25 protein-coding genes and 1 pseudogene are annotated in these 26,350 nt (G+C 42.5%); 12 read left to right on the forward strand and 14 right to left on the reverse strand.

Going from position 1 to position 26,350, the window contains the following annotated elements:
• The 4 genes and pseudogenes from G3T18_RS22960 to plsX form a co-directional block, all read right to left on the reverse strand.
• Window positions 1-420, reverse strand: a pseudogene (locus G3T18_RS22960) (hypothetical protein); the annotation flags it as partial.
• A 60-nt stretch (window positions 421-480) separates the two neighbouring features.
• Entirely contained in the window at window positions 481-1,374 is an 894-nt protein-coding gene (fabD, locus tag G3T18_RS22965; RefSeq protein ID WP_224412927.1) for an ACP S-malonyltransferase, read from the reverse strand.
• A gap of 60 nt (window positions 1,375-1,434) precedes the next feature.
• A complete protein-coding gene (locus G3T18_RS22970) occupies window positions 1,435-2,454 on the reverse strand; it encodes a beta-ketoacyl-ACP synthase III (protein WP_263480552.1) in 1,020 nt (339 codons plus the stop codon).
• Between the two features lie 160 nt (window positions 2,455-2,614).
• Window positions 2,615-3,655 (reverse strand): phosphate acyltransferase PlsX, encoded by a 1,041-nt coding sequence (plsX, locus tag G3T18_RS22975; protein WP_224412928.1) that lies wholly within the window; start codon window positions 3,653-3,655, stop codon window positions 2,615-2,617.
• 311 nt (window positions 3,656-3,966) lie between these two features.
• On the opposite strand from plsX, the gene G3T18_RS22980 reads away from it, so the two are divergent.
• Window positions 3,967-5,259 carry a D-alanyl-D-alanine carboxypeptidase gene (locus G3T18_RS22980; protein WP_224412929.1) on the forward strand — a complete coding sequence of 431 codons (1,293 nt, stop codon included), beginning with the start codon at window positions 3,967-3,969 and terminating at the stop codon, window positions 5,257-5,259.
• A gap of 168 nt (window positions 5,260-5,427) precedes the next feature.
• Here the strand turns inward: G3T18_RS22980 and lptC are convergent, their stop codons facing one another.
• The 3 genes from lptC to metG form a co-directional block, all read right to left on the reverse strand.
• Window positions 5,428-6,630 carry an LPS export ABC transporter periplasmic protein LptC gene (gene lptC / locus G3T18_RS22985; RefSeq protein ID WP_224412930.1) on the reverse strand — a complete coding sequence of 401 codons (1,203 nt, stop codon included), beginning with the start codon at window positions 6,628-6,630 and terminating at the stop codon, window positions 5,428-5,430.
• Between the two features lie 47 nt (window positions 6,631-6,677).
• Complete coding sequence (locus G3T18_RS22990; RefSeq protein ID WP_224412931.1) at window positions 6,678-7,286, reverse strand: LabA-like NYN domain-containing protein; 609 nt, start codon at window positions 7,284-7,286, stop codon at window positions 6,678-6,680.
• A gap of 250 nt (window positions 7,287-7,536) precedes the next feature.
• On the reverse strand, window positions 7,537-9,126 hold the full coding sequence (gene metG / locus G3T18_RS22995) for a methionine--tRNA ligase (RefSeq protein WP_224412932.1): 1,590 nt from the start codon (window positions 9,124-9,126) through the stop codon (window positions 7,537-7,539).
• Between the two features lie 406 nt (window positions 9,127-9,532).
• Between metG and G3T18_RS23000 the strand changes: the two genes are divergently transcribed.
• From G3T18_RS23000 to crtR, 3 genes are all read left to right on the forward strand, one after another.
• A complete protein-coding gene (locus G3T18_RS23000) occupies window positions 9,533-10,255 on the forward strand; it encodes a lysophospholipid acyltransferase family protein (RefSeq protein WP_224412933.1) in 723 nt (240 codons plus the stop codon).
• 245 nt (window positions 10,256-10,500) lie between these two features.
• A complete protein-coding gene (locus G3T18_RS23005; protein WP_224412934.1) occupies window positions 10,501-11,322 on the forward strand; it encodes an alpha/beta fold hydrolase in 822 nt (273 codons plus the stop codon).
• A 182-nt stretch (window positions 11,323-11,504) separates the two neighbouring features.
• Complete coding sequence (gene crtR / locus G3T18_RS23010; protein ID WP_224412935.1) at window positions 11,505-12,404, forward strand: beta-carotene hydroxylase; 900 nt, start codon at window positions 11,505-11,507, stop codon at window positions 12,402-12,404.
• A gap of 175 nt (window positions 12,405-12,579) precedes the next feature.
• Here crtR and aroH read toward each other — a convergent pair whose 3' ends face one another.
• Entirely contained in the window at window positions 12,580-12,963 is a 384-nt protein-coding gene (gene aroH / locus G3T18_RS23015; RefSeq protein ID WP_224413062.1) for a chorismate mutase, read from the reverse strand.
• 29 nt (window positions 12,964-12,992) lie between these two features.
• A complete protein-coding gene (gene sppA / locus G3T18_RS23020; RefSeq protein WP_224412936.1) occupies window positions 12,993-13,814 on the reverse strand; it encodes a signal peptide peptidase SppA in 822 nt (273 codons plus the stop codon).
• A gap of 301 nt (window positions 13,815-14,115) precedes the next feature.
• Here sppA and G3T18_RS23025 point away from each other — a divergent pair, with 301 nt between their 5' ends.
• The 3 genes from G3T18_RS23025 to G3T18_RS23035 all read left to right on the forward strand — a co-directional run bounded on the left by G3T18_RS23025 (window position 14,116) and on the right by G3T18_RS23035 (window position 17,944).
• The gene (locus tag G3T18_RS23025) at window positions 14,116-15,183 is read left to right on the forward strand and encodes a DMT family transporter (RefSeq protein WP_224412937.1); all 1,068 of its coding nucleotides are present in this window, start codon (window positions 14,116-14,118) and stop codon (window positions 15,181-15,183) included.
• A 205-nt stretch (window positions 15,184-15,388) separates the two neighbouring features.
• The gene (locus G3T18_RS23030; protein ID WP_224412938.1) at window positions 15,389-16,609 is read left to right on the forward strand and encodes a peptidoglycan-binding protein; all 1,221 of its coding nucleotides are present in this window, start codon (window positions 15,389-15,391) and stop codon (window positions 16,607-16,609) included.
• A gap of 276 nt (window positions 16,610-16,885) precedes the next feature.
• Window positions 16,886-17,944, forward strand: a complete 1,059-nt coding sequence (locus G3T18_RS23035) for a glycosyltransferase family 4 protein (RefSeq protein ID WP_224412939.1) — start codon at window positions 16,886-16,888, stop codon at window positions 17,942-17,944.
• Window positions 17,945-18,017: 73 nt separating this feature from the next.
• On the opposite strand, the gene G3T18_RS23040 is transcribed toward G3T18_RS23035, so the two are convergent.
• Window positions 18,018-18,413 (reverse strand): CsbD family protein, encoded by a 396-nt coding sequence (locus G3T18_RS23040; RefSeq protein WP_224412940.1) that lies wholly within the window; start codon window positions 18,411-18,413, stop codon window positions 18,018-18,020.
• Between the two features lie 747 nt (window positions 18,414-19,160).
• On the opposite strand from G3T18_RS23040, the gene G3T18_RS23045 reads away from it, so the two are divergent.
• The 4 genes from G3T18_RS23045 to G3T18_RS23060 all read left to right on the forward strand — a co-directional run bounded on the left by G3T18_RS23045 (window position 19,161) and on the right by G3T18_RS23060 (window position 23,944).
• Window positions 19,161-20,453, forward strand: coding sequence for an ABC transporter substrate-binding protein (locus tag G3T18_RS23045; RefSeq protein WP_224412941.1), 1,293 nt, complete (start codon window positions 19,161-19,163; stop codon window positions 20,451-20,453).
• Window positions 20,454-20,540: 87 nt separating this feature from the next.
• Complete coding sequence (locus G3T18_RS23050) at window positions 20,541-21,692, forward strand: S66 peptidase family protein (RefSeq protein WP_224412942.1); 1,152 nt, start codon at window positions 20,541-20,543, stop codon at window positions 21,690-21,692.
• 81 nt (window positions 21,693-21,773) lie between these two features.
• A complete protein-coding gene (gene hemE, locus G3T18_RS23055; protein ID WP_224412943.1) occupies window positions 21,774-22,838 on the forward strand; it encodes a uroporphyrinogen decarboxylase in 1,065 nt (354 codons plus the stop codon).
• Between the two features lie 71 nt (window positions 22,839-22,909).
• Complete coding sequence (locus tag G3T18_RS23060) at window positions 22,910-23,944, forward strand: NAD-dependent epimerase/dehydratase family protein (RefSeq protein WP_224412944.1); 1,035 nt, start codon at window positions 22,910-22,912, stop codon at window positions 23,942-23,944.
• Window positions 23,945-24,117: 173 nt separating this feature from the next.
• Here G3T18_RS23060 and G3T18_RS23065 read toward each other — a convergent pair whose 3' ends face one another.
• From G3T18_RS23065 to G3T18_RS23080, 4 genes are all read right to left on the reverse strand, one after another.
• Window positions 24,118-24,414, reverse strand: a complete 297-nt coding sequence (locus tag G3T18_RS23065; RefSeq protein ID WP_224412945.1) for a hypothetical protein — start codon at window positions 24,412-24,414, stop codon at window positions 24,118-24,120.
• A gap of 97 nt (window positions 24,415-24,511) precedes the next feature.
• Window positions 24,512-24,736, reverse strand: a complete 225-nt coding sequence (locus G3T18_RS23070) for a hypothetical protein (protein WP_224412946.1) — start codon at window positions 24,734-24,736, stop codon at window positions 24,512-24,514.
• Window positions 24,714-25,001, reverse strand: a complete 288-nt coding sequence (locus G3T18_RS23075; RefSeq protein WP_224412947.1) for a BrnT family toxin — start codon at window positions 24,999-25,001, stop codon at window positions 24,714-24,716. Before G3T18_RS23075 ends, G3T18_RS23070 begins: the two co-directional genes overlap by 23 nt.
• Before the next feature lie 137 nt (window positions 25,002-25,138).
• On the reverse strand, window positions 25,139-25,558 hold the full coding sequence (locus tag G3T18_RS23080) for a peptidoglycan-binding domain-containing protein (RefSeq protein ID WP_224412948.1): 420 nt from the start codon (window positions 25,556-25,558) through the stop codon (window positions 25,139-25,141).
• Between the two features lie 151 nt (window positions 25,559-25,709).
• Between G3T18_RS23080 and ureG the strand changes: the two genes are divergently transcribed.
• On the forward strand, window positions 25,710-26,309 hold the full coding sequence (ureG, locus tag G3T18_RS23085) for an urease accessory protein UreG (RefSeq protein ID WP_224413063.1): 600 nt from the start codon (window positions 25,710-25,712) through the stop codon (window positions 26,307-26,309).
• The last annotated feature ends 41 nt before the right edge of the window (window positions 26,310-26,350 follow it).

Consider the following 26,350-nt stretch of genomic DNA (forward strand, 5'->3'; position numbering starts at 1 on the left):
GGTGGCTAAATTGAGATTTTCAATTCCAATTGTTGTTGGTGCAGTGTTATTTTGTGCAGTAGCTGATACAGATAGATTGTAATTAGTTTCGCTGTCGTTATTAGGGGAAAAAACGTTGATAAAATAACTTTCTGGTGTTAGGGAAAGATTTAGTTCGAGATCCTCACCGATATCGGTTTGTCTAGTATCGAGGATCTCGTCAGAATCGATTATGCTATTATCGTTGCTATCAGCGATAATTTCTATGCCAGCAGCGTCACTTAAACCAGTTAAACTTAAATTGAATAAGCTATTTTCGTTTAGTGTGAAGCTAAAGAAATCGTTTGGTTGTGCGATCGCTAAATTCTCGTTTCGCGATGTTGGGGTAGCACCCACTACACCCAGATCCGCAAAATTACTTATTTGGTCATTGACAGGCATCAGCTATCTACCTCCAAATTTTCCTAATAGTAAACGTAATTGGTCGCGATCGCTATTCAACTAAGGACTTAAACAGTTTTTCACGTCTGTTATATTTGTAACATTTTTCAATTCTATTTCTTTATATGCACGTTTTAGCAATCCTGTCAATACTTTTCCCGGACCAACTTCTAAAACTTGTTCGATGCCTTCTGCTGCCAAACGCTGCATAATTTCGCGCCAGCGTACCGAACCCGTCATTTGTCGCACCAAGCGAGTTTTCAACTCAGCCGCCTTCACAGTCGGCACTGGCTCCACATTAGAGATTACAGGCATCTGAGCATCTTGAAAAGCCACAGACTCTAGTTCTGTTTCAAATTCGGCGGCTGCTGCTGCCATCAGAGGTGAATGAAAAGCACCTGAAACCTTCAAAGCTACAGCACGCTTAGTTTTCACCTGCTCAACTACTGCATCTACTGCTTCTGGCGTACCAGAAATTACTACTTGTGTCTCGCTGTTGTCATTGGCTAGCACAACACCATCGGTATTGTCAATAGCTTGTTGTAATTTTTCGCGATCGAAGCCAACCAAAGCGACCATTTTGCCACCAGCAGCAGCAGCCATCAATTCAGCACGACGCTTAACCAAAAGCAGCCCTGGCTCAAAATCGTACACCTGAGCCGTATAAAGAGCAACATACTCACCCAAACTATGACCAGCCACCAAATCGGGTAGTTGTCCATTTTCGCGCAAAAGATCGGAGATCGCGCATTCAACTACATAAAGACAAGGCTGGGTATAGAGAGTACGAGATAATTTATCTGAATCACTTTGGCAAACCCCATCCACAGACCAACCTAAAATTTGCTCGGCTAGGTCAAATTTACGTTTAACAGCCGGAATATCGATTAAATCTCCTCCCATACCTGCTGTTTGCGAACCCTGTCCGGGAAATACCCATGCTGTTTTGGTCATTTGTAATTTCTTATCTGTCGTTTCTAATTATTTTTGCTAAAAAAATGTTGGTGCGAGATCCTATTTACCCCAGCGTAAGATCGCCGCCCCCCAAGTCAAACCAGCCCCAAAACCGGAAGTAGCGATGATATCTCCCGATTGAATTTTACCTGCACGGACTGCCTCATCAAGGGCTAGGGGAATAGAAGCGGCAGAGGTATTGCCATATTTAGCTAGATTACTAATTATTTTTTCTGGCGGTAGCTTGAGGCGTTGAGCAACTGCATCCATAATCCTTTGATTAGCTTGATGCAAAAGTAACCAATCCACATCCTCAGTCAAAAGATTAGCCCGATACAGAGCTTTTTCAATTACTTCTGGTACCTTAGCCACCGCAAAACGGTAAACTTCTCGCCCATTCATGGTAATTGACTGATAACCACCAGAACCAACCGCAATATCCTTGACAAGAGACTTAGGTTGTGATTTGTAAGCCAAGTTTAGACAATTATTTTGGCTACCATCGCTACGCAGTTCAAAACCGAGTAAACGATCTACCGAATTAGCTTGTAAAACAACTGCCCCAGCACCATCACCAAACAAAACGCAAGTAGAGCGATCGGACCAATCCACCCAACGAGAAAGAATATCCGCTCCGATGAGTAAAACATTCCGATACACCCCCGTACGAATAAATTGAGCGGCTGTCACCAAGCCAAAAACAAACCCAGAACAAGCGGCTGTCAGATCGAAAGCAACCGCCCCTTTAGCGCCAATTAAAGCTTGAATTTGACAGGCACTACCAAACAAATCATCTGGCGTCGAAGTAGTCAGAATAATCAAATCCACATCTGTTGCCGAAATTTCCGCCATTGCCAAAGCCGCCTGCGCCGCTTGAGCAGCAATTTCCGCCAACGAGCTTACCGCAAGGTCGGCGCAGCCATCGCTATTTACCAAGCGTCTTTCTTTAATCCCAGTCCGAGTAGAAATCCACTCATCGTTCGTTTCCACAATTTGGCTGAGAAGGTGATTATCAACAATTAAATTACCCGTCGCCGAACCAATTCCGGCGATCGCTATGCCCGCCCCTATATGTTTCAAAGCTTTTCTCCCTTGCTCTGTGAGCTACTTTGGAAATAATGACCGCAATTTGGATTTTATCGAAACTAGTTTAGTTGCCGCAGCCTTACTGCCATTAACTTGTAACGGCTGCGGCGATGCTTTAAGATGCCAATTGCCTCCCACTCTAACCATCAGGTAACTATTGACCAGATTGGGCAGTTTTTGAGGCACTAAGCCCGTCATAATAAGACTGAATGCGTTCTAGTACCCGATTATCTATCGCTTCTTTCGCCAGGCGGATAGCATTATAAATGGTTGGAGCTTGAGAAGAGCCGTGGCTGATAATACAAACTCCTGCAACACCCAAAAGCAAGCCACCTCCGTGTTCTGCGTGGTCAATTCGTTGCTTCAGCCGCCGTAAATTCGGTTTCAGCAAAGCACTACCTAGCTGACCCCGAATACCTTGAGGCAATTCTTCCCGCAAAATTTGCAAGAGAACATCCCCAATTGCTTCAGCAAACTTTAGTACCACATTACCTACGAAACCGTCGCAGACAATCACGTCAAAGTTACCCGAAAGCATATCCCTACCCTCGGCATTGCCAATAAAAGGAATTTGGTCATTTTCTTCTAGTAGCTGGTACGTGCGGAGCGCTAGGTCATTGCCTTTAGAAGCTTCCTCCCCAATATTGAGTAAACCTACTTTCGGTTCCTCAACACCCATAACGTACTTACTGTAAACCGTTCCCATCAGAGCAAACTGTTCCAAAAATTTCGGACGACAGTCAACATTAGCCCCGACATCAAGAACGATGACGGATTTACCTGCTAGTAAGGTAGGAAATACCGCACCAATTGCCGGACGGTCAATTCCTGTAATCCGACCTAAACGAAGCAATGCCGCCGCCATAGCAGCACCCGAGTGACCTGCGGAAACTACCGCTTCTGCCCGTTTCTGCTTGACTAAATCCATTGCTACGTTAATCGAAGCCTTGGGCTTGCGTCGAATGCCCGTTAAAGGCTCTTCGTGCATCGCAATTAAACCCTCAGCCGGAACGATTTCTAACTGATGAGAACTGGTGTGCTGCTTGAGTGAGGATTCGATCTGTTGAGGATCGCCCACCAACAAAACCTCTACATCAAGCTCTTCGGAGGCTCTGAGCGCTCCAGCAACGATTTCGGCGGGAGCATAGTCTCCTCCCATAGCGTCAACTGCAATTTTTGCGCGAGTCGATCCCATTGATCAAATAGATAGAAGCCTTAAAGATTTTACCAGACGCAAGAAACTCAACATTACTTATTAGTCACTTGTCAGTCTAAAAAAGTCAGTAGTCTGGGGATTAGGTATTGGGTTCAGTGAACAGTGAGCAGTTATCAGTGAGCAGTTATCAGTTATCAGTTATCAGTTATCAGTTTATCCTCCCCCTCTCCCTTGTCTTCCCCCAGTCCCCAGTCCCCAGTCCCCAGTCCCCAATCACCAATCCCCAATGGGATCGGTTGTCATTAGGTCACTCTGCTATTTAAAATTAAGCCCGGTGGAGGAAATTAGTCATGCTCGAAGGAATTGCTTTTAGTTTAGTAGGTTTGTCATTAAAGGTTCTAGGACAACCAGCTAATTTAGAAACTATCCAGCTTTCTAACTGGCAGAATGCTGCTGTGTTTACTTTACCTCCTGAACCAGATCCAGCCACAGACAAGATTTTGCAACAATATTTAAAGGATCTATCCGCCAAGGGATTACCTGCGGAAAATCAGGGGATTTGGATACAGTCAGGTTTAACTAAGTTAGCAACTCATCAAGGAACAGTACCAATTTCGGCGGCTTCGATTACGAAAATTGCGACTACGCTGGCTTCTTTGGAGAAGTGGAGTCCCGAACATCGCTTTGAAACTGGTATTTATGGGACGGGAGAAATTAAAAATGGTGTTTTACAGGGAGATTTGATTGTTAGCGGTAGTGGCGATCCTTTGTTTGTTTGGGAAGAAGCGATCGCGCTTGGTAATGCTTTGAATAAAATGGGTATCCGCAAGGTGACGGGGAATTTGATCGTTACTCCTGATTTTTACATGAACTATGAAAGTAAGCCCCAGATCGCCGCGCAACAGCTACGTCAAGGCTTAAATTCGGCTACCTGGAATCGGGGAATAATTATTCAACACGCTTTGATGCCGAAAGAAACTCCTCGTCCTCAAGTGGCGATCGCTGGTTCAATTAAAGTACAAGAAAATTTTCCCGAAAATGCTAAGTTACTTTTGCGTCATCAGTCGATGGATTTGACACAAATTCTCAAGCAGATGAATGTCTACAGTAACAATCATATGGCGCAAATGTTAGCCGATCTGCTTGGGGGTGCGAAGATTGTCTCTCAGTTAGCCGCTCAAGCTGCTGACGTACCAGAAAATGAAATTCAGTTAATTAATGGTTCTGGTTTGGGAGTAGAGAACCGCATTTCTCCTCGCGCTTCAGTAGCCATGCTCATTGCGATTGACAACAAATTGAAATCTCAACCGATACAAGTTACCGACCTTTTTCCCGTTGCTGGTAGAGACAAAAAAGGCACAATGGTTGCCCGTAAAATCCCCAATGGCACAGCCGTCAAAACAGGAACCCTCAATGCAGTGAGCGCTCTAGTGGGAGTAATGCCGACAGGCGATCGCGGTCAAATTTGGTTTGCTATCCTCAATCAAGGTGGTTCACTCCTAGAATTTCGCGCCCAACAAGACCAACTTTTACAAAGTCTCGCCCAAGAATGGAAAGTTGTACCACTCACTCAAACCGCCGTTACTTCCAAACCAGAATTTTTCGGCGACCCCTCTCGCAATCTGATCTCTCAAGAAGAATGAGGGATTGGGGACTGGGGATTGGGGATTGGGAGACTGGAAAGAGGGGGAGACAAGGGAGACAAGGGAGACAAGGGGGACAAGGGGGACAAGGGGGATAAACTGTTCACTACTGATAACTGTTCACTGATAACCCCAATCCCCAGTCCCCAGTCCCCAATCCCCAATCAATCACCTTTCTTCTGGAATAATTTCTGTAACAACTCTAGTACCAGTATTCCCACCGCTAACCACGATACTTTGATCCTGAAGCTTACCTATAGCCCTTGGACCAGAAACACTAAACGGCGGATCTGCTTGTCGATAAAAGACATTACCCATCGCTTGAATTCTTTGAGTAGGTATATCCCAAGTAAGCTGACTCGCAACCAGATTAGCCTGATTATCGGTACTCACTCCTTCAACACCATCACTCAAACGAGCGACTTCTTGTTTCAAATCCACTAAACCTCGATTAGCGGTAAGAGTAATTTTTTCCGTAGGATAAACAATTCGCAGAGGTTTATCTGCCATCACAGTTTCTGCATCTAGATTCCAAATAGCTGAATTAGTAGCAATTTGTAATGGTTGAGCCTTTTCACCAGTTTCAATTGATTTTAGCTCTACATTATTGCGTAACTGCACGATTTTAGTATTCAAATCAACCTCAGAATTATCAGCAACAACACGGTCAGTTATTGTTGCTTCTTGAAAACGATCGATTTGAATTGGACTAGAACCAACAACCCGTTCATCTTTCACCAGCCAAGTGAGTCGATCCGACTTCATTTTAAGTGATAGTTCCTTCGCTGTTGCTTCAATGTCACCAACTAACTCTAAATGTTGCTTTTTAGTTAAATATCGTCCCGAATTTGCCGATGCTGAAAATTTTTGGTTACTACCGCTCAATCGATCGTTAACAATTAATAAATCTTCTTTCGGCAACCATTGAACTTCCTCACCGCGAATTACTGCTCCATTACGGGGATCGACGGCAACTATTTGATTTTGCAAAGAAATTTTTGTACCTTCTCGATCGATTTCTCCTGAATTAGCTCTTACCTGTAAGACTACCTCTCCTTCTTGAAACAAAGACCCCTCAATCTGCTCGATTTTGGCGATTTTATTGTCTTCATCATAAACTGCTCGTTCTGCCTTAATTTTCCAGAGAGTATCCCCCTCCTCGTCTGCCTGTTCTAAACTAGCATTATCTAAAACTAATCCCCCTTCAGACAGACTTTCTTCTTTAGTAGACGTTATTTCTTGTTCAAGTTTTTGCTCGGTTTTACTTTTTGGTTGACAAGCAGTAATTACCAGCAGCAAGAAGACTAAAAAGAAACTTGCTGCTTTAGTTGCCCAAAGTTTACTTGATAATTTAGCCAAGCTAAAGTACATCGCCCATTGTCTCCTCAAGTGACGACATCAACAGTATCGAAAGCAAACTATCTTGGTTTTTCTTCATACTCGATACTGACACTAGAAAAGCTGCGGTAGCTATTGTCATGAGGTTTCGTAGTTTTTTGGATGTCCTCTTTAATTTCGTTGAGATCGATATAGCGATCGGCAACGTTAATCAAACTATCGCTAGTCATCGAGCGCAAACTCACTACTTCCACCCTCGAACCCCTATAACTAACTGCATCAACAGCATAAGCAAGATCGCCATCGCCGCTAACCAGAACCGCCGTATCATAAGATTTCACTAAAGCCATCATATCCACAGCAATTTCCACATCCAGATTGGCTTTTTTCGAGCCATCAGGTAGCTGAACTAAATCTTTAGCAATTACCCGATAACCATTGCGACGCATCCACAAAAGAAAGCCTTGTTGCTTTTCATTTGTGCGGTCAACACCTGTATAGAAAAACGATCGCAGCAATCTCGACTTAGCGGTGAGACGATACAATAATTTGGTGTAATCGATTTCGATACCTAATTGTAGGGCTGCATAAAATAAATTTGAGCCATCGATGAAAATAGCAACGCGACCTCGGTTTTCCAATACCTGTTCTGGGGAAAATACCGGGTCGTTTCCAAAGTTATCAAACATTTTTCCGATCCCTCGTTTTTTATTAAAAAAATTTGCTTTTTAAGTTTTGTACTATTTTAAATTTTGACTCAGTAGGGACTGAATCATCCAGCTTAATTTAAGTCATAAAACTTAAATTAAGAACTTTTTACCAATGGACACTAGCTTCTAGAGACCAAGGAGTTAAGGATTTTTAGCCCAACTCAAGTCGCAGTCTATAGTCTATATACCAATTTAGTCGATCGCCAGGGAGTTCTGATTATTTTAATGACTAATACTCTTCATCAGGTAGTTCCAACTTGGTAAAGATTGGTTGCGCTTGCTCTAAGGCTTGACTAGCTGGGAGAATTCCCCATTTTCCGTGGTGATTAAAGGGTGCTTGATGTTGAAGGAGAGTTTGGTTGTTGAAGTCGATCCCCAAACCTAACTGTTGATAAATGTCAGTACTTAAGTTGGGAATGATGGGTGAAAGGAGGTAAGCTGCTAGTCTAACAGATTCTAATACTGCATACAAGATTTGTTCTACTTCTGCCTGATTGCCTTGCTTGTATAAACGCCAGGGTGCTTGTTCGTCGATGTATTTGTTACTAAGACGAACCAATTTTAAGATTTCTTCACAAGCTTGACTAAAGCGCAGAGAGTTGTATTCTTTGGCAACGATTTCACCTAAATCATTACCTATTTTTTGCAGGATATTGTCGCTGCTAATTTCCGATGCTGTCAGTTCTGGTACCTTACTTTGACAATATTTTTTTGCCATGCCTAAAGTACGGTTGAGTAAATTACCTAAGTCATTGGCGAGGTCAGCATTGAGAACGCCAACAAAACGGGTTTCGTTAAAATCCCCGTCTCGTCCAAATTCTATCTCTTTGAGGAAATAGTAGCGTACTGCATCAGCACCGTATTTATTGACTAATTCCACAGGATCGAGAGTATTACCAAGACTCTTACCCATTTTCTGTCCGTCTTTGGTCAAAAAACCATGACCAAATACTTGTCCGGGCAGTTCAATTCCGGCTGATATTAGCATTGCCGGCCAATAAACGGCGTGAAAGCGTAAGATATCTTTACCGATTAAGTGTAAATTAATCGGCCACCATTGAGATAAGGCATTTTCTAGAGTTGGTTCGCTATCGGGTTCGAGAAGGGCGGTAACGTAACCTAGGAGAGCATCAAACCAAACGTAAATTGTATGTTTGGGATTGGTTGGTACAGGAAAACCCCAATTAAGGTTGAGACGAGAAATAGAAAAATCTTGCAGTCCTTGCTTAACAAAATTTAGGACTTCGTTGCGCCGACTTTCTGGTTGAATAAAGTCTGGACGCTCTTGGTAAAGTTGTTCTAAGTCTTGTTGATATTTTGATAAGCGGAAGAAGTAATTTTCTTCGTCGCGCCATTCGACTTGCTTATTAGGATGTAACTGGCAATAAGTTTGGTCGATTAGTTCTCGTTTTTCTTTAAATTCTTCACAAGCAACGCAATACCAGCCTTTTTGTCGATCTAGGTAGATATCTCCTCGATCCCAAACACGCTGAAAAAATTCTTTAACGATCGCTTCGTGACGAGGTGCAGTGGTGCGGCTGAAGCGATCGTATTGAATATTCAGTTTCTCCCATAATCCGGCAAAACTTGCTGCGATGCGATCGCAATGTTCTTGTGGAGGTACTCCCAACTCTTCTGCGGTACGCTGGATTTTTTGCCCGTGTTCGTCTGTACCAGTGATTAATAATACTTCCTGACCTTGTAGTCGCTGCCAACGAGCTACTACATCTGCCACCATTGTTGTATAAGCACTACCGATATGAGGTACGTCGTTAACGTAGTACAAAGGTGTTGTTAAGGCAAATTTATGTTTATTCATACTAGGTTAGGTATGGGTCTTAATAAATAGAAAAATTTGTCTTGGCGAATTAAGAAGTATAGCATTTAGGAACTTCGACTTTATTTTAGTAGGAGAATTGCCCTGGTCAAACTCCCCAAATTAGTATAGGAGGAATTGCGAGCGTTAGGTATGTCTACTGGTGGATTAATTTTTCCTTAAGGAATCGATGATAATTTTCAAGAGAAAAATTACGGATAAGTTTGTGGCGATCAATGTCTTGTTTCGCAAATCCCCCAATTGTATCGTGTCAATGTCTCAGTACTGATAACTGCTACAGTAAGATTTTTTACTTTATCTACCCTAAGACATTTGTCAAGTAAAGTAAAGTAATATTAAGTTTTAGTTAGCTCGACCAACACTGCTGCGAATCCAACTAAAAACACGAATGTCTTCTGATAGTCCCCTCCAAATCTCTAACTTACTGCTAGCAGCGATGGAAATGCGGATGTTTGTTTACCACGAAAACCGCATTCCTCAGAATACGGCTGTGGTGGTAGTGAGTAATCATCGCAGCTTTATGGATGCCTCCGTGTTGATGAAAGCATTAGGTCATCCGCTTCGCACTGCTTGTCATCACTATATGGGTCAAGTTCCAGTAATGCGGGAATTTGTCCACCTGCTTGGCTGCTTTCCTTTGGAAGAGCGAGAACAACGGCAACAAAGTTTTTTCAAGCAAGCAACTGAGTTACTCAAATCTCACGAATGGGTTGCAGTGTTTCCTGAAGGAGCGCAACCAATGATCAAGCTAACTCAACCAGAGAAAGTAGGTAAGTTTCATCGTGGCTTTGCTCACTTAGCTTTCCGGACTGATGTATGTAATTTAGCAGTTTTACCAGTGGCGATCGCTTCTTACGAAGAAAATGTCACTAAAGCAGTTCCACTGCGTTTCTTACGCCTATTTGACCCCTCAGAACCGCTTTTTGACCAATCTGGTTGGCATCCAATGGTAACTTACCAAAGCGTCAATGTTCTTATCGGTCATCCTTATTGGATTACACCCACACAACGCGAACAATATCAAGGTAAACAAGCAAAGCAGGTGATTACTCACTTGACGAAATATTGTCGTTCCCAAATTACTGAATTACTTGCTGTTGGTTGCAATTGATCGGTTACCAGTTACCAGTTACCAGTTATCAGTTATCAGTTACCAGTTACCAGTTACCAGTTACCAGTTACCAGTTAACAGTTAACAGTTAACAGTTTCCCAGTCCCCAATCCCCAATCACCAGTCCCCAATCACCAGTCCCCAATCACCAGTCCCCAATCACCAGTCCCCAGTCCCCAATCACCAGTCCCCAATCACCAGTCCCCAATCACCAATCCCTGATAGTTGAATTTTCACTGATAAAAATGCCTAAACTTAAGAGTTATCCTTGTTTTCTCACGCCGAAAAATCTTAATCCCCACTATCCACTGTTCGTATTTTTGCCGGGAATGGATGGTACGGGTGAATTATTGCGGTGTCAAACTGAAAGTTTACAGGAATCTTTCGATATTCGCTGTTTGGCGATACCTTCAGACGATTTGACTGACTGGGATACTCTTTCGGCTCAAGTGGTAGAACTAATTAAAAAAGAAATTGGTAAAGAGTCACAACGTTCAGTTTATCTGTGTGGTGAGTCCTTTGGAGGCTGTCTAGCTCTAAAAGTAGCGGTTCGAGAACCAAAATTATTCGATCGCATTATTCTCGTTAATCCTGCGTCTTCTTTCAGTCAACGCCCCTGGTTGCGTTGGGGGGCGCAATATCTACGTTTAATACCGGAATGCTTTTACCGCTTTTCGGCTTTGGCAATTTTACCTTTTTTTGTAACTTTGGCACGAACTGCATCTCGCGAGCGCCGAGAATTGTTAGAAGCAATGCGTTCTGTACCACCTCATACGGTACAATGGCGCATCTCTTTACTTAAAGATTTCCGCGTGGATGAAAATCATTTGCGGCGTTTGACTCAACCTGTGTTGTTAATTGCTGGTGGTGCCGATCGGGTTTTACCTTCGATCGCTGAGGCTAAACGGTTAGCTAGTAAACTTCCTGATGCAAGAATTTTTGTTCTCAAATATAGCGGTCATGCTTGCTTGCTGGAAACAGAAACTCAACTTTATCAAATTCTCAAAGCTGAGAATTTTTTGGCAGCAGATGTTCCTCAACCTGCTACTATATCTAACTCTAATTAGACTTTATTTTGGCTTTTTTGGACAAAGTAACCAGAGTTTTGTCAAGGGTTAAGGTTTAAATATAAAAAAGTTACTTGAAAACCACTTAAACCATTAAATTAGATTATGTTACAAATCTTTATCGAGATCGTAATGTATCGTATACTACGCCAATAGAGCGTAAGTAAGGAGCAAAAACAACGATGTCAGAGGCTCAAGTGCCAATGACAGTTCCCAAAGATTTTCTTAAACCGCCCGGTGGTTGGAATCCAACGGTGGTAATGTTTTTGGTAGCTTTGATGCTAATAGTATTGTCCATCTGCGGTTACTACCTTTGGAACTGGCAAAGTTGGTGCTGCTTTTGGCTGAATGTCTTGGCTTTACATTTATCAGGTTCGGTAATTCACGATGCTTCTCATAATGCTGCCCACCGCAACCGAATTATTAATGCTCTTTTAGGGCATGGTAGTGCGTTAATTTTGGGATTTGCTTTTCCGGTATTTACGCGGGTTCACTTACAACATCATGCCCACGTTAACGATCCGGAAAACGATCCGGATCATTTTGTTTCCACTGGTGGTCCTTTGTGGCTGATTGCCCCTCGTTTTTTTTATCACGAAGTATTTTTCTTTAAGAGGGCTTTGTGGCGGAAATATGAGTTACTGGAATGGTTTTTAAGCCGATTGTTTTTAGCTGGTATTGTTTATTTGTCTTTGCAGTTCGGCTTTTTTGATTATGTGGTTAACTATTGGTTTGTGCCAGCTTTGGTGGTGGGATTGACTCTGGGTTTATTTTTTGATTATTTACCACACCGCCCTTTTCAAGAGCGCGATCGCTGGAAAAATGCGAGAGTTTATGCTTCTGCGATCCTCAATCTACTCATCCTGGGACAAAATTATCATTTAATTCACCATCTTTGGCCTTCAATTCCTTGGTATAAGTATCAATCGGCTTACCGCGCGACTAAACCTTTATTAGATAGCAAGGGCTGTCATCAATCTCTAGGATTGCTCAAATTTAAGGATTTTTGTGGTTTTGTCTACGATATTTTTCTAGGAATTCGCTTCCATCGGAAAAAATCTAAACAGGCGATCGGGGATTAGGGATTGGGGACTGGGTTCAGTGAACAGTGAACAGTTAGGAGTTATCAGTTATCAGTTCATACTCTAATTCCCCCTTGTCCCCCCTTCTTCCTTGTCTTCCCCTTCTTCCTTGTCCCCCCTCTTCCCCTTCTTCCTTGTTTTCTCAAGAGGGGCAACCACGGGGGGATTGCCCCTACTAACTGATTTGAGACAGACTCCAATCAGGACGGAGATTTTTAGCTTTGCGTAAGTAGGGATGATTTAGCTTGAGTTTCGGGGTTGGGGTATTAACGTGGAGCATAATTCTAATACAACGCTCTAAGCTACCCTCAACGTGCATTTGCTGAACATCGAGTAAAGCAACATTATCCCAACGAGGACGTTCCCTGGCGATCGCGGCAGGAAAAATCGCATCTAGATCGCGGGTAGTGGTAAAAACTGCACTAATAATATCTTCCGGATCGAGTTGATTGCGTAACTCCACTTCTTCGAGTAGCTCGCTAACTGCTTCTCGAATGGCTTCGATTGTGTTTTCTTCAGCAGTCGTCGCCCCACGAATCGCCTGCACTTTCCACTCCACTGCTTGCATCCTCCGCAAAGATTCTCCTCCTAGGGTCGATAAAGCCACAATGGTTGACCACTTGTAGCCAGTTCAAATTCTAACCAATCTCTTGCTGCTTCTATCCCCGATTTTTTTGGGCTTTGACCCGAGATTAAGCGCATCAGGGGATTCTTTTTCTCTTCAATAGTTTCGCATTTACTTTTTTCTGGGTCTAGTCCTGCTAGTTCTGCTGCCCAACAACGAGCATCTTCTTCTGTTCCTAAACGATCGACAACTCCTAATTCTAGAGCTTGTTCGCCTGTAAAAATTCTCCCGTCGGCAAAACTTCTGACTGTTTCTACAGCTAAATTACGTCCTTCAGCGACAGTTTGGACGAATTGTTGATAACTTGTATCAATCAGTTGTTGGAGAATGTTCATTTCTTCTGGGGTGGGATCGCGATCGAAGGCGAGAATGTCTTTGTAAGGACCGGATTTGATTACTTTGAAGGAAACGCCGATTTTATCTAAGAGACGTTCAAGATTATTTCCTCGCAAAATTACGCCGATGCTGCCAGTAATTGTACCGGGATTGGCGACGATGTGTTCTGCCCCCATACCGATGTAAACTCCTCCAGAGGCGGAGATGTTGCCGAAACTAGCGACTATTTTGATTTTTTCTCGCAGACGCTTGAGGGCGTAGTAAATTTCTTGCGAGTCTCCGACTGTACCACCAGGAGAGTCAATTCTTAACAGTAGAGCGGGATATTTCCTCTCTTCGACGACTTTTAGAGCTTTGAGGACTCGTTTACGGGTTTCGGAGGCGATCGCTCCTGTGATTTCTATCCGAGCTATTTGCTTGGCTTTTTTTGTTTTAAAGGGCCAGACCATTTGGTTTTTAACAGACTAAGTTATTTCGCTATGAGTTAGCTTATCCTTGTAAACGACCTCACCCCTTTAGGGCAAGGCTTCTCGGAGCTTTTTCGGTGATTGTGCTTATTCTTAATATACTTTGCCTGGTTGGGGATTGGGTTTTTCAGTGACCAGCGAGCGGCGAATAGTGAACCCAGTCCCCAATCCTCAAGCGATCGCCAGATCTGTTTACAAAAATACACAATTGATTAAAATTAAGTTAAGTAAAGAAAACAGCAACAAGATTTACTTAACTAGATTTTAGATACACATAATCTTGATGGAATCAAATATAACAAAATTTAAAAAGTATCTGTATCCGTTGATACTAATTACGCCTTTTTTCCTTTGGGGAACGGCAATGGTAGCGATGAAAGGAGTGATTCCGAACACGACACCCTTATTTATGGCAGGAATACGCTTGCTGCCAGCCGGATTGTTAGTATTAGCTGTGGGAATGATTCTCGGTCGTCCTCAGCCTCAAGGCTGGAAAGCATGGTTGTGGATTAGTTTATTTGCCTTGGTAGACGGGGTAATGTTCCAAGGATTTCTCGCTGAGGGTTTAGTGAGAACCGGGGCTGGTTTAGGTTCGGTGATGATTGACTCCCAACCGATCGCGATCGCTATTCTCTCCAGTTGGCTATTTGGCGAAATTATCGGAATCTGGGGCGGAATCGGTTTACTGACAGGAGTTTTGGGAATTAGTTTAATTGGTTTCCCCGATCGCTGGATCGTTAATCTGCTTCAAGGTGACTTTCTCAACATCTCTTTTAACTGGGAAGCCTTGTTTAGTAACGGCGAGTGGTTAATGCTGCTAGCATCGCTGTCAATGGCAGTGGGAACAATTATGATTCGGTTTGTGACTCGTTATGCCGATCCCGTGACAGCCACAGGCTGGCACATGATCGTTGGGGGGTTGCCTTTATTCATATTTTCTGGTATAGGAGAATCAAACCAATGGGCAAATCTGGATTTGAATGGTTGGTTAGGACTGACTTACGCCACAGTATTTGGTAGCGCGATCGCCTATGGCTTATTTTTCTACATTGCTTCGTCAGGTAATCTCACTAGCTTTACTTCTCTAACCTTCCTCACACCAGTTTTTGCGCTAATTTTCGGCAATTTATTTTTAGCAGAAGTCCTCAGTGAAATTCAATGGGTCGGAGTATGCCTAACTCTGGTAAGTATACTTTTGATTAATCAGCGCGAAAGAATCGGACAATGGTGGCACAAGGAAGTTAGGGAAGAAAACGCCGAAACCAGTAACAGCCAAAAAACCGATCGCTCGGCGATCGCCAAACAAGTATCTCTGAAAATTACCGACTCCACCAGCAGAAGTATCAGTTAAGGAAACTTACGTTTCGATCGCAATAGTCGCTAAGCTAGAAACAGTGAAAAAAAATCAGGGCTTGCATCTGCCTTTGATGCCGTTACGATTTATAACAAGAGTGGGTTAGTCGGAAAAAAGGCTCAACTCAGCCGAGAAAAAATTACCGATCTAACCAAAACTTTGCGTCACACTGGCTGCCAAGTTATCAGCCCTGAATAAGTTTATGATGCGCGATCGCTTACCTCTGTTTCTAGCTGCCTGCTTTACTTGTCTAACTGTCACAGAAAATTTATCTACTCGGTTAGCATTTTCTCTCTCGTACCCAGGAGATTACGAAATTGCTCAGTTAGAAGACAACGCTACTACTCCTAAGCCTACCCTGATTCCCGGCAGTCAGGGTGCAGAAGTCGAACAACTGCAAACTAAACTCAAACAGTTAGGTTACTTCGAGGGCGAAATTGATGGTGTATACAACGAAAGTACCAGGTTAGCTGTAGAAGAATTTCAACGAAGCCAAGCTTTAGCTGCTGATGGTATTGTCGGCTCAGGTACTTGGCAAAAGTTAGACGCAGTTGAAGTAAAATCAACTCCTACCCCAGCAGAATCAGATACTTCTCCCGTTGAAGAAGAAAAACCTTTATTTAGCAAACGAACCTTATTTTTATTCGGCGTATTTTTTGCGATCGTCGCTAGCTTAGGAGTAGGTATAGTATTTTTACTGGGAATGTTCAAGGGTAAGAAGAAAGCAAGGCGAAATCTTAGATCCGTTTTACCCGAAGATAATTTAACTGACGAGTTTACTGACGATCCCGAATTAACCAACCAATTAGAGGAAGAACAAGTAACTAATGAAGATCGCTTAGATTTAGACAAAAATTACCACAATGGCGCTAATTTAGCAGTTTCTACTTCCGAAGATGGTAAAAGCGAGTCAAATAATCTTGAAAACTCTCTTCCGGAAATCCGCAAAACTTCTCGTCTCGCCAAAATTGATATTATTGACGAGTTGATTAAAGACTTGCGTCAACCAGATCCTAACAAGCGACGTAAAGCAATTTGGGAATTAGCCCAACGTGCCGATTCTCGCGCAATGCAGCCTTTAGTTGAGTTAATGATTGACTGTGATTCCCAAGAACGTAGTTTAATTTTGGAAGCGATCGCCCAAATTAGCAACCGTACTCTCAAACCCCTGAATCGGGCTTTAGCTATTTCCCTGCAAGACGATAACCCAGAAGTACGGAAAAACGCGATTCGCGATTTAACCAGAGTTTACGAGTTAATTTCTCAAGTTAGTCGTATGTTGTGCAATGCTGCTGACGATCCCGATCCAGAAGTTCAAGAAACGGCAGAATGGGCGCTTTCTCGGCTGAATCAGCTTCAAATGCCTGCTTCTGATTCTAATTTAGATCGCTTGTCAATGGGACAAAATCCGCCTAATAATTAGGGATTAGGGATTAGGGATTAGGGATTAGGGATTGGGGATTGGGGATTGGGGATTAGGGATTAGGGATTAGGGATTAGGGATTAGGGATTAGGGAGACAAGGAGTATAAACTGATAACTGATAACTGATAACTGTTCACTGAACCCAGTCACCAGTCCCCAGTCACCAGTCACCAGTCCCCAGTCCCCAGTCCCCAGTCCCCAGTCCCCAGTCACCAGTCCCCAGTCCCCAGTCACCAGTCCCCAGTCCCCAGTCACCAATTCCCAAATACTAACTAATGAAACTACTATTTTTATCAACACCTGTAGGTTGTCTCGGTTCGGGACAAGGTGGTGGTGTAGAATTAACACTGCAAAATGTTGCTCAAGAAATGCGAAAACGCGGACATGAAGTGCAAGTGGTTGCGCCTGTGGGTTCAGTTTTGGGCGATATTAGGATTGTGGGAATTGCCGGAAATTTGCAAGTTCCAGCGCAAAGTCAAGGACGAGATCTTCCGATTTGTTTGCCGGATAATTCAGTATTGGCGAATATGTGCGAGTATGTTCGCCAGGAACAGACAAATTACGATTTAATTGTTAATTTTGCTTACGATTGGTTGCCCTTTTACCTAACACCATTTTTTCGCTGTCCGATCGCTCATTTTATCAGTATGGGTTCAATGAGTGTGGCGCTGGATCGAATTATGACAGATGTGGCGCAGAAATTTCCCGAGGCGATCGCGGTTTATACTCTCTCTCAAGCGGCTACTTTTCCTTTTGCTGAGTCTTGTCATATTTTAGGCAGTGGCATCGATTTGGATTTGTATCAATTTTGTCCCCAACCAGGAGAATCTTTGGCTTGGTTGGGTAGAATTGCACCAGAGAAAGCCCTTGAAGATGCGGTTGCAGCCGCGAAAATTACTGGAATTCCGCTACGGATTTTTGGCAAAATGCAGGATCGAGATTACTGGCAGCAAATTTGTCAAGATTATCCTGATGCACCTGTAGAATATGGCGGATTTTTGTCTACTGTAGAGTTACAACGGGAATTAGGTCAATGTCGGGCGATGTTGATGACTCCTCGTTGGGTAGAAGCTTTTGGTAATGTCGTCATTGAAGCTTTTGCTTGCGGAGTTCCGGTTATTGCCTATCGTCTCGGTGGACCTGCCGAAATCGTTCGCGATGGCAAAACAGGCTTTTTGGTTGAACCGGGCAGCGTCACGGGGCTAGTAGAGGCAATTCAGCGTATAAATGAAATCGATCGCTATGCTTGTCGTCAGCAAGCTGAGGCAGAATATTCTTTAGCCGCGTTAGGCGATCGCTTTGAAATCTGGTTTAATCAAGTTAGGCAAAGTTAGCCCACAGAATGATAATCTGGGGCTATCTAGATTTAATTTATCTCAGGAAGTGAGATATGCTGAATTGAAAGATTTAATCGAAGAAATCTTTAACTTTTTCGACTAAGTTTTCGCCAGTATTTTCAGCGCGATCTTCGGCGCGATCGAGAGAATTTTCAATCTTGTCCCCAGTGCGATCGAAATTAATTTTCGCTTCACCAGCAGCTTGTTGCGCTTTACCTTTAGCTTCTCTTAATGCACCTTCAACTTGATTGGAAGTTGTGCCGAAGTTTCTCTGGGCTTTACCTGCGGCTTCGTTAGTCTTACCTTGAATTTTATCACCAATCCCTTCAAAAGTATTTTCTAAAGCAATGAGAGCTTGAGAGCCGCTCATGTTAGGATTTGCTGAAGCTGAAGGTACGCCTACTCCCACAAATAATAAGCAAATTAGGCAGATTGGTAAAACGAAACGGAAAATTTTCTTAATCATATTAAGCGCGAAATGTTTGTAATGGAGAATACAAAAATCACTTTTTTTAGTGACTTTTGCATTCTCGCGCTTCTCTAGTGAAATTTTAATGGATCTAGAGACAGATTAATTCGGTTATTGTTTTATCTCCTAAGATAGATATATTTTTTAGGGATGAAATTTTAGCAAAAAACTCAATTGAACTTATCCCAAATCCTCATAATTAATCACAATTGAAAACCAGCCAGCTAACCTAGAAACATTAAAGTCTTTTTGAAGTGTGGCATTTTGCCAACTATAGCAATGGTAAATCATTCGTAAAATTTAGAGAGACTAAAATGCAACGTCTCTACACCAGATAATTAAAAAAATCACAAATCTCCTCCTAAGATAGAAAACTTATTGTCAGTAAAGGCAAAATTGTTGTAGTCGCTACTCGTTTTTAATCAAGAAAAGTTACAGTTTAGACTTGGTAGATATGAAGTTATAATCAAAACCAAATTTATATTAGTTTGTAGTTAAAATTGTATTTTTGAACGAAATATCTTTTTTTAGCTTTAGCAAAGAACTAATATAAAATTCATGTCTTGATAACTAGCCACGATCGAAACAAGCGATGAAAATCGAAGCGATACGCGCATTACAATAATCTTAAAGCATTTTGGTAGTGCGGAAATTTTATCCGCTAGATAACTGATTGACTAAAAACTGTACATGAACGCTAAGATAAAATATAAAATAGTCGCCTGAAATCAACATTTAAAATTTATGAATTCACTATTATCCCGCTTGCTAGCAATTTTTCTCAGCTTAACTTTGCTGTTTTCAACTGGCTGTCAGACTAATTCTCGAACTGACAGCGATATAATTAAGATTACCATGTGGCATGGAATAAATCCACCTGCAAATAGAGATGTTTTTAATGAATTAGTTGCTAAGTTTAATCAAAATCATCCCCACATAGAATTAGAAGCATTATATATCGGACAACCAGATGGACAATTACCGAAAATTCTCACAGCAGTAGTAGGAAATGTGCCACCGGACATTCTTTGGTTTACACCGCAATTAACAGGTCAACTAGTAGAATTACAGGCGATCAAACCCCTTGATGATTGGCTAAATAATTCTCCTCTAAAAGCTGAAATTGACCCAGTTTTGTTTGAATCTATGGAATTGAACGATCATTTGTGGTCGATTCCTTTAGCTACTAATAATGCAGCAATATTTTATCGTCCTTCTTTGTTTGAGAAAGCAGGAATTACTGAGTTGCCGCAAACTTGGGCAGAATTACGGAAAGTAGCAGAAAAATTAACTCAGGATTTCGATAAAGATGGTTTAATCGACCAATATGGATTATTTTTATCTTTAGGAAAAGGAGAATGGACTGTGTTTGCGTGGCTACCCTTTGTCTTTAGTGCGGGTGGCGAATTAACTTCCGGAAATCAGCCGAATTTAGTTAATGAAGGTACCATTTCTGCCTTACAATTTGGGGCAGATTTAGTAGGAGATAATTTAGCAATTTTATCTGCACCAGAAAGAGGTTATGAAATGGATAATTTCCTTACGGGAAAAGCAGCCATGCAAGTAACAGGACCTTGGACTTTAGGACAATTACAGCAAACTAATATAGATTATGGTGTTTTTCCTATTCCTGCCAAAAAAGAACGTGCCGCAGTTGTGGGTGGAGAAAACTTATTTGTCTTTAAAACTACTCCGGAAAGAGAACAAGCAGCAATTGAGTTTTTGTCCTATGTTTTGAGTGAAGAATTTCAAACAGCTTGGGCTTTGGGGACAGGATATTTACCGATTAATAAAAAAGCCCAAAAAAGTGCAGAATATCAAAAATTTGTGCAAGAAAATCCCATGCTAAATGTATTTTTGCAGCAAATGGACTGGGCGCGATCGCGTCCTATCATTCCCGGTTATACTCGTCTCTCAGAAAACTTCGGACGTGCAATTGAAGCTTCTCTTCTAGGGAAAGAAAGCCCCGCAGAAGCTTTAGCTGCATCTCAACGACGTTTAGAGTTAATTTTTCAAGATAAATACGTTCAGAAATGATTGACAAAAATCAATATCTGTGTTCATCTGCGTTGATCTGTGGTTTCAACTGCTATCCTAAATTTTGCTCACAGTTGAGGAAATTTAATGACAGGAAAACCGACAAATAAATGTCAGTTACCACCACCGCTAAAACCAGGAGATAGGTTACGAGTTATTACTCCTAGCGGAACTTTGCGCGAGTTGGAAGCGTTTGAGAAGGGAGTAAAAATTTGGCGCGATCGCGGCTACCAAATCGAATACGCTAGTCATTGGGATGCACGTTGCGGCTATTTGGCAGGAAAAGATAGCCAACGCCGTGAAGCGTTAGCTGAGGCTTGGTTTGACCCGGAATGTAAAGGTATTCTTTGTGCTAGAGGTGGTTATGGTAGCACGAGGTTGCTGGAAAATTGGCGTTGGGATGTTGAGAGTGAAGGAATTTGCGGACAAGGAAGTAGAGAGGTTGCATGCAACGTCTCTACAAACCCCAATCACCAATCACCAATCACCAATCACCAGTCCCCAGTCCCCAGTCACCAATCACCAGTCCCCAGTCCCCAGTCCCCAGTCACCAGTCCCCAGTCACCAGTCCCCAGTCCCCAGTCCCCAGTCACCAGTCCCCAGTCACCAGTCCCCAGTCCCCAGTCCCCAATCACCAAATGGCTAATCGGCTTTTCTGATGTCACAGCATTGCTGTGGAGTTTAGCGAAAGCGGGTATTTCTAGCTTACACGCGCCGGTTTTAACTACTTTGAGTAGGGAGCCTCAATGGTCAATTGAACGACTGTTTGACTGCGTAGAAGGTCGTTCAGTGGCTCCTTTGACTGGTAATGGTTGGGGTGGTGATGTAGCGACTGGGATCTTGTTACCAGCTAATTTAACTGTAGCGACTCATTTGTTAAATACACCTCTTCAACCTAACCTGGAAGGCGTTATTCTGGCTTTAGAAGACGTGACAGAGGCTCCTTATCGCATTGACCGAATGTTAACTCAGTGGCGGATGTCTGGGGCGTTTGCGGGGGTAAAAGGTATTGCTTTGGGACGTTTTAGTCGGTGTTGCGCTCCCGAAGGAATACCCAGTTGGACTGTAGAAGAAGTGTTAAGCGATCGCCTCATCGATCTTAATATTCCCATTGTCTCAGATTTGGCTTTCGGTCATGAGGGCGCAAATGCGGCTCTTCCAGTGGGACAATTTGTTACTTTGGATGGATCTCAAGGTATTTTAGCTTTTCAGTCTCAGGAAAGCATTACGAATAAATAACCACAATCTACAAAGAGCAATTAAGCAATGATAAGCTAGCAAATGCACTTAAAAATCTCTCTATAACAAGGTGAAGTTCATATGACTGGGACAACCCAGATACCATATCTCTTACGTGCGGCTCGTAATGAGGAGTTAGAGCGTCCTCCAGTGTGGATGATGCGACAAGCGGGTCGTTATATGCAGGTTTATCGCGATTTGCGCGAGAAATATCCCAGTTTCCGCGAGCGATCGGAAAATGCTGAGATTGCGATCGAAATTTCCTTGCAACCCTGGAAGGCGTTTCAACCGGATGGGGTGATTATGTTTTCTGATATTTTGACTCCTTTACCAGGAATCGGTATTCCTTTTGATATCGTCGAAAGTAAGGGACCGATGATTCAACCGCCAATCCGGAGTCAGGAACAAATTGACCAATTGCATCCTCTAGAGCCAGACGAGTCTCTACCGTTTATTAAGAAAATTTTAACGGCTTTGCGCGAGGAAGTTGGCAACCAAGCGGCGGTATTAGGTTTTGTCGGCGCACCTTGGACATTAGCAGCTTACGCGATCGAAGGTAAAAGCTCGAAAAATTACGCGATTATTAAGAGTATGGCGTTTTCTGAGCCGAAAATGCTGCATCAGTTTTTAGGGAAATTGGCTGAGGCGATCGCTACTTACGTTTGCTACCAAATTGACTGCGGAGCGCAGATCGTGCAAATGTTTGACTCTTGGGCTGGTCAACTTTGTCCTCAAGATTACGAAATTTTTGCTTTACCATATCAACTGCAAGTTGTCAAGAAGGTAAAGGAAACTCACCCAGATACACCCTTAATTCTCTACATTAGTGGTAGTGCAGGCGTGTTAGAAAGAATGGGTAGATCGGGAGTTGATTTTGTCAGTGTAGACTGGACAGTAGATATGGCAGAAGCCAGAGAGCGTCTCGGTAAAGATATGAAAGTACAAGGAAATATCGACCCTGGCGTATTATTTGGCTCAAAGGAATTTATCCGGGAGCGAATTATTGATACCATTCGTAAAGCCGGATCTCGCGGTCATATCCTGAACCTCGGTCATGGCGTGTTACCGGGAACACCTGAAGAAAATGTGGCTTTCTTCTTTGAAACCGCCAAACAAGCGGATAAACTCCTGGCTTTTAGCGCCTAAAATAGGTGACTAAAGGGAACCTTTTCCGTTCAAGCAAGATCCAAAAGCAAAACTCTCAAAGCGAAAATCCCATGACCCCCAAGCGGATTTTATTGACAGGTGCTACTGGCTGTATTGGTCATTACATCGCCGAAGCGATCGTTCAAGAAACCGAACACGAGTTATTCTTGTTGGTGAGGAATCGCGATCGCTTGAAGTTTGACTATGAAGCACGTCCAGGTGTAACAATTTTAGAAGCAGATCTGCGGGCGATCGACCGTTTTAACGATTTGCTGAAAACAATTAACGTGGCGATTCTAGCAGCAACCGCTTGGGGTGGTTCGGCGGAAGTTTTTGATATTAATGTTGCGAAAACTGTACGCTTACTAGAGTTACTCGATCCTTTGATTTGCGAACAAGCGATTTATTTCTCTACAGCTTCAATTTTGGATCGAGATAATCGTTTATTAACTGAAGCAAAGCAGTTAGGGACAGACTACATTCGTTCTAAATATGACTGTTTTTGTCGTTTGTCTCGACTGCAACTTGCACCGAAAATTACCGCCCTTTTTCCAACTTTAGTTTTCGGTGGAGACGAGAATAAACCTTATTCTCATCTTTCTTCTGGTTTGCCAGGAGTGGTAAAGTGGATTAACTTAATTCGCTGGTTCAAAGCTGAGGGAAGTTTCCACTTTATCCATGCTAGGGATATTGCGAAAGTAGTCGTTCATTTAATCGAACATCCAGAAGCAAAAGATTTCCTCGACGAAAAAGAAAACGTCCGGGAAATTACTAAAGTTATTTTAGGTAATCCCTCAATTACAGTTAACGAAGCAATCGAAGAACTTTGTGCTTATTTTGGCAAAAAGATATACTTCCGCATTCCTTTAACTGATTGGTTGGCAAATTTCTTAATTGCGGTGTTTAATATCCAAATGGCAGCCTGGGATCGCTTTTGTTTCCGTTATCGTCATTTTACTTATCGCCATCCCGTACATCCAACTACATTCGGTTTGCCTAGTTATTGTCCTACGTTAACTGATGTTTTGAAAGTCCGAGGAATTCCTTCGGGTAAAAGTAGTCAAACTGTAATCACAGAGGAATTAAGAGCAAGCGAAGAAGAATGATCCCGGAGCGATCGCAGTACCTATCCCCAGAGCAGATTGCATCTACAGGTGAAATTATCAGTATCATCAGTATCAGTGGATATGGTGCTGTCACAGTTCACTGAAGTTATGATTCCAGTGCAGCAGAGAACTGAAAACTGAGTAAATCAAAGGTTTACCATGCTTGGAAAACACTAGACTTTAAGTTTGGCTACGAGTTCATCTGCAAGCTTTTCGAGATCGCCAGTGTCAAACAAAACAAAAGTATCATATCTAATTCTAAAAAAAAGTCCGACATTCATCTTGGCGAGTGTAACTTCAAGCGAGAAGTTTTTTCCATCGATTGCTAACTGTTTTCCGGCTCGCTTAAAGATAGTATGTTCAGAATTTGTAAAATACTCAGTAAAACCTGCATCCTCTATGATGATATGGGCTTGAGCTAATGATACACTCTGTTCAATTTTTCTTTCGATAACTTTCCAACCCCGCATGAGTTATATTTTCTCTTTGTACTAATTCTTCATTAAATTATCTCTCTTCTGTCACTCTGGGGGAAATTAGTTTAATTCGCCCTAAGCTCTCATCGATTCATTTTTTAGGAATAGCCGATAGAATAGCTCGAAGTGCTTTGTTTACTTCTTCAGAAGTCTTGAAAACTTCAGCAACATCGGCTTGTAATGTAACAGTTACAGAATTTTCATCTTTAGAAATAACAAAACGGTTGGGACGAGCTTTAGTATAATCAAAATTATATTCAGGAAGTAATTCGTCTTCAGAATTTTTGTTAGGATCAAAATTGCCTGTATTTTTCATAATCTTGACGTTCTTTTTTGGTTGCCAAACGTGCGCTGATAATACGAATTATTTGGTTTTTTTCGGTATAGCAAACTAAGACAAGGTGATTTTTGTCATCATGTCCAATAATAATTTCTCGTTTTTCGCCGACAGAATGCCACTCATCATCAAAGATATAGGCTAGGGGATCTTTAAAAACAGTTTTGGCTTCTTCAAAGTCAATACCGTGCTTTTTGAAGTTTAGTGAAGCTTTTTGGTCATCCCACTCAAACTGTAAGTTCATAAACTCGAATTCTGTTTAATAGTCTAACTGATTTTATACCCCCAGCGCTATCCTCTTTACGCTTAAGTGGTCAGCCAGAGTTAGAATGTCGCTCAATTCATACAGATTAGATTACGATAATGCCTTTAGTCTACGTCCTAAACTTGACCGTCGCGATCTCTCCAATACCGAGAATCTTTGAGTAAATTTCTCGTTTGCGGACCGGCAATTCCATCGGGAGTTAAGCCAACATCTCGTTGAAAATCACGTACTGCTCTTTCTGCGACAGGACCATAATAACTATCGTTACCGACGTTGTAATAACCGGCACGTCGTAAGTCTTCGATTAATTCGTAAATTAATGGACCTCTGTTACCACGTCGAAAGCAATAACTACCACGGTTGGGTCCGCTAGTACATCGGGAATAGTTGACTTGGGCTAGTTGGAGATTGGTTTGGTTTTCCGATTGAGAGGGAACGACAAAAGCAAGTGTATTTGGGGCTAGGAGGGGAAAGTTACTCAGCCCTAAACTAACTATCAAACTAGCTAAGAAATTGCTAACTGGTTGTGTTTTCATCGAAAGTTACCTCACTGCAATTGAGTGCTTCTACATACTGTTCTCCTCCCAGCGAGAGATTTTTGGCGGGAGTTCCAAACTTGTAATATTTCTTAATGAGATCGGAGCGATCGCCTGGGCGATTATGTTTCTAAGCAACCAAGATGAGATTATGAGTAAGTTACGAGTGGGTATAGCTGGACCTGTGGGATCGGGGAAAACGGCGCTATTAGACGCATTATGTAAAAGTTTGCGCGATGAGTATCAAATTGCGGTAGTCACGAACGATATATATACTCAGGAAGACGCGCAATTTTTAGTGAGATCCGAAGCTTTGTCAGGCGATCGCATTCTGGGAGTAGAAACGGGAGGTTGTCCCCACACGGCAATCCGCGAAGATGCTTCCATGAATCTTGTGGCGATCGCGCAACTGGAAAAGCGTTTCCAAAACTTAGATTTAGTCTTCCTCGAAAGCGGTGGAGACAACCTCGCAGCCACATTTTCGCCCGAATTAGTCGATTTAACCATTTATGTCATCGATGTCGCCGCAGGCGATAAAATCCCCCGCAAAGGCGGTCCAGGGATTACCAAATCCGACTTACTGGTAATCAATAAAATTGACCTCGCCCCTCTCGTCGGCGCAGATTTAAGCATTATGGAACGAGATGCCAAAAAAATGCGCCCAGACAAACCCTTTGTGTTCACTAATTTGAAAACTCAACAAGGATTAGCGATCGTCCGAGACTTTATAAAACTTCATCTAGGAACTTAGCTCTCAGTAACCATTGTGTATCGAAAAACACAATTTCCTTG

It is taken from the genome of Oscillatoria salina IIICB1 (genome assembly GCF_020144665.1).
Taxonomy (GTDB): Bacteria; Cyanobacteriota; Cyanobacteriia; order Cyanobacteriales; family SIO1D9; genus IIICB1.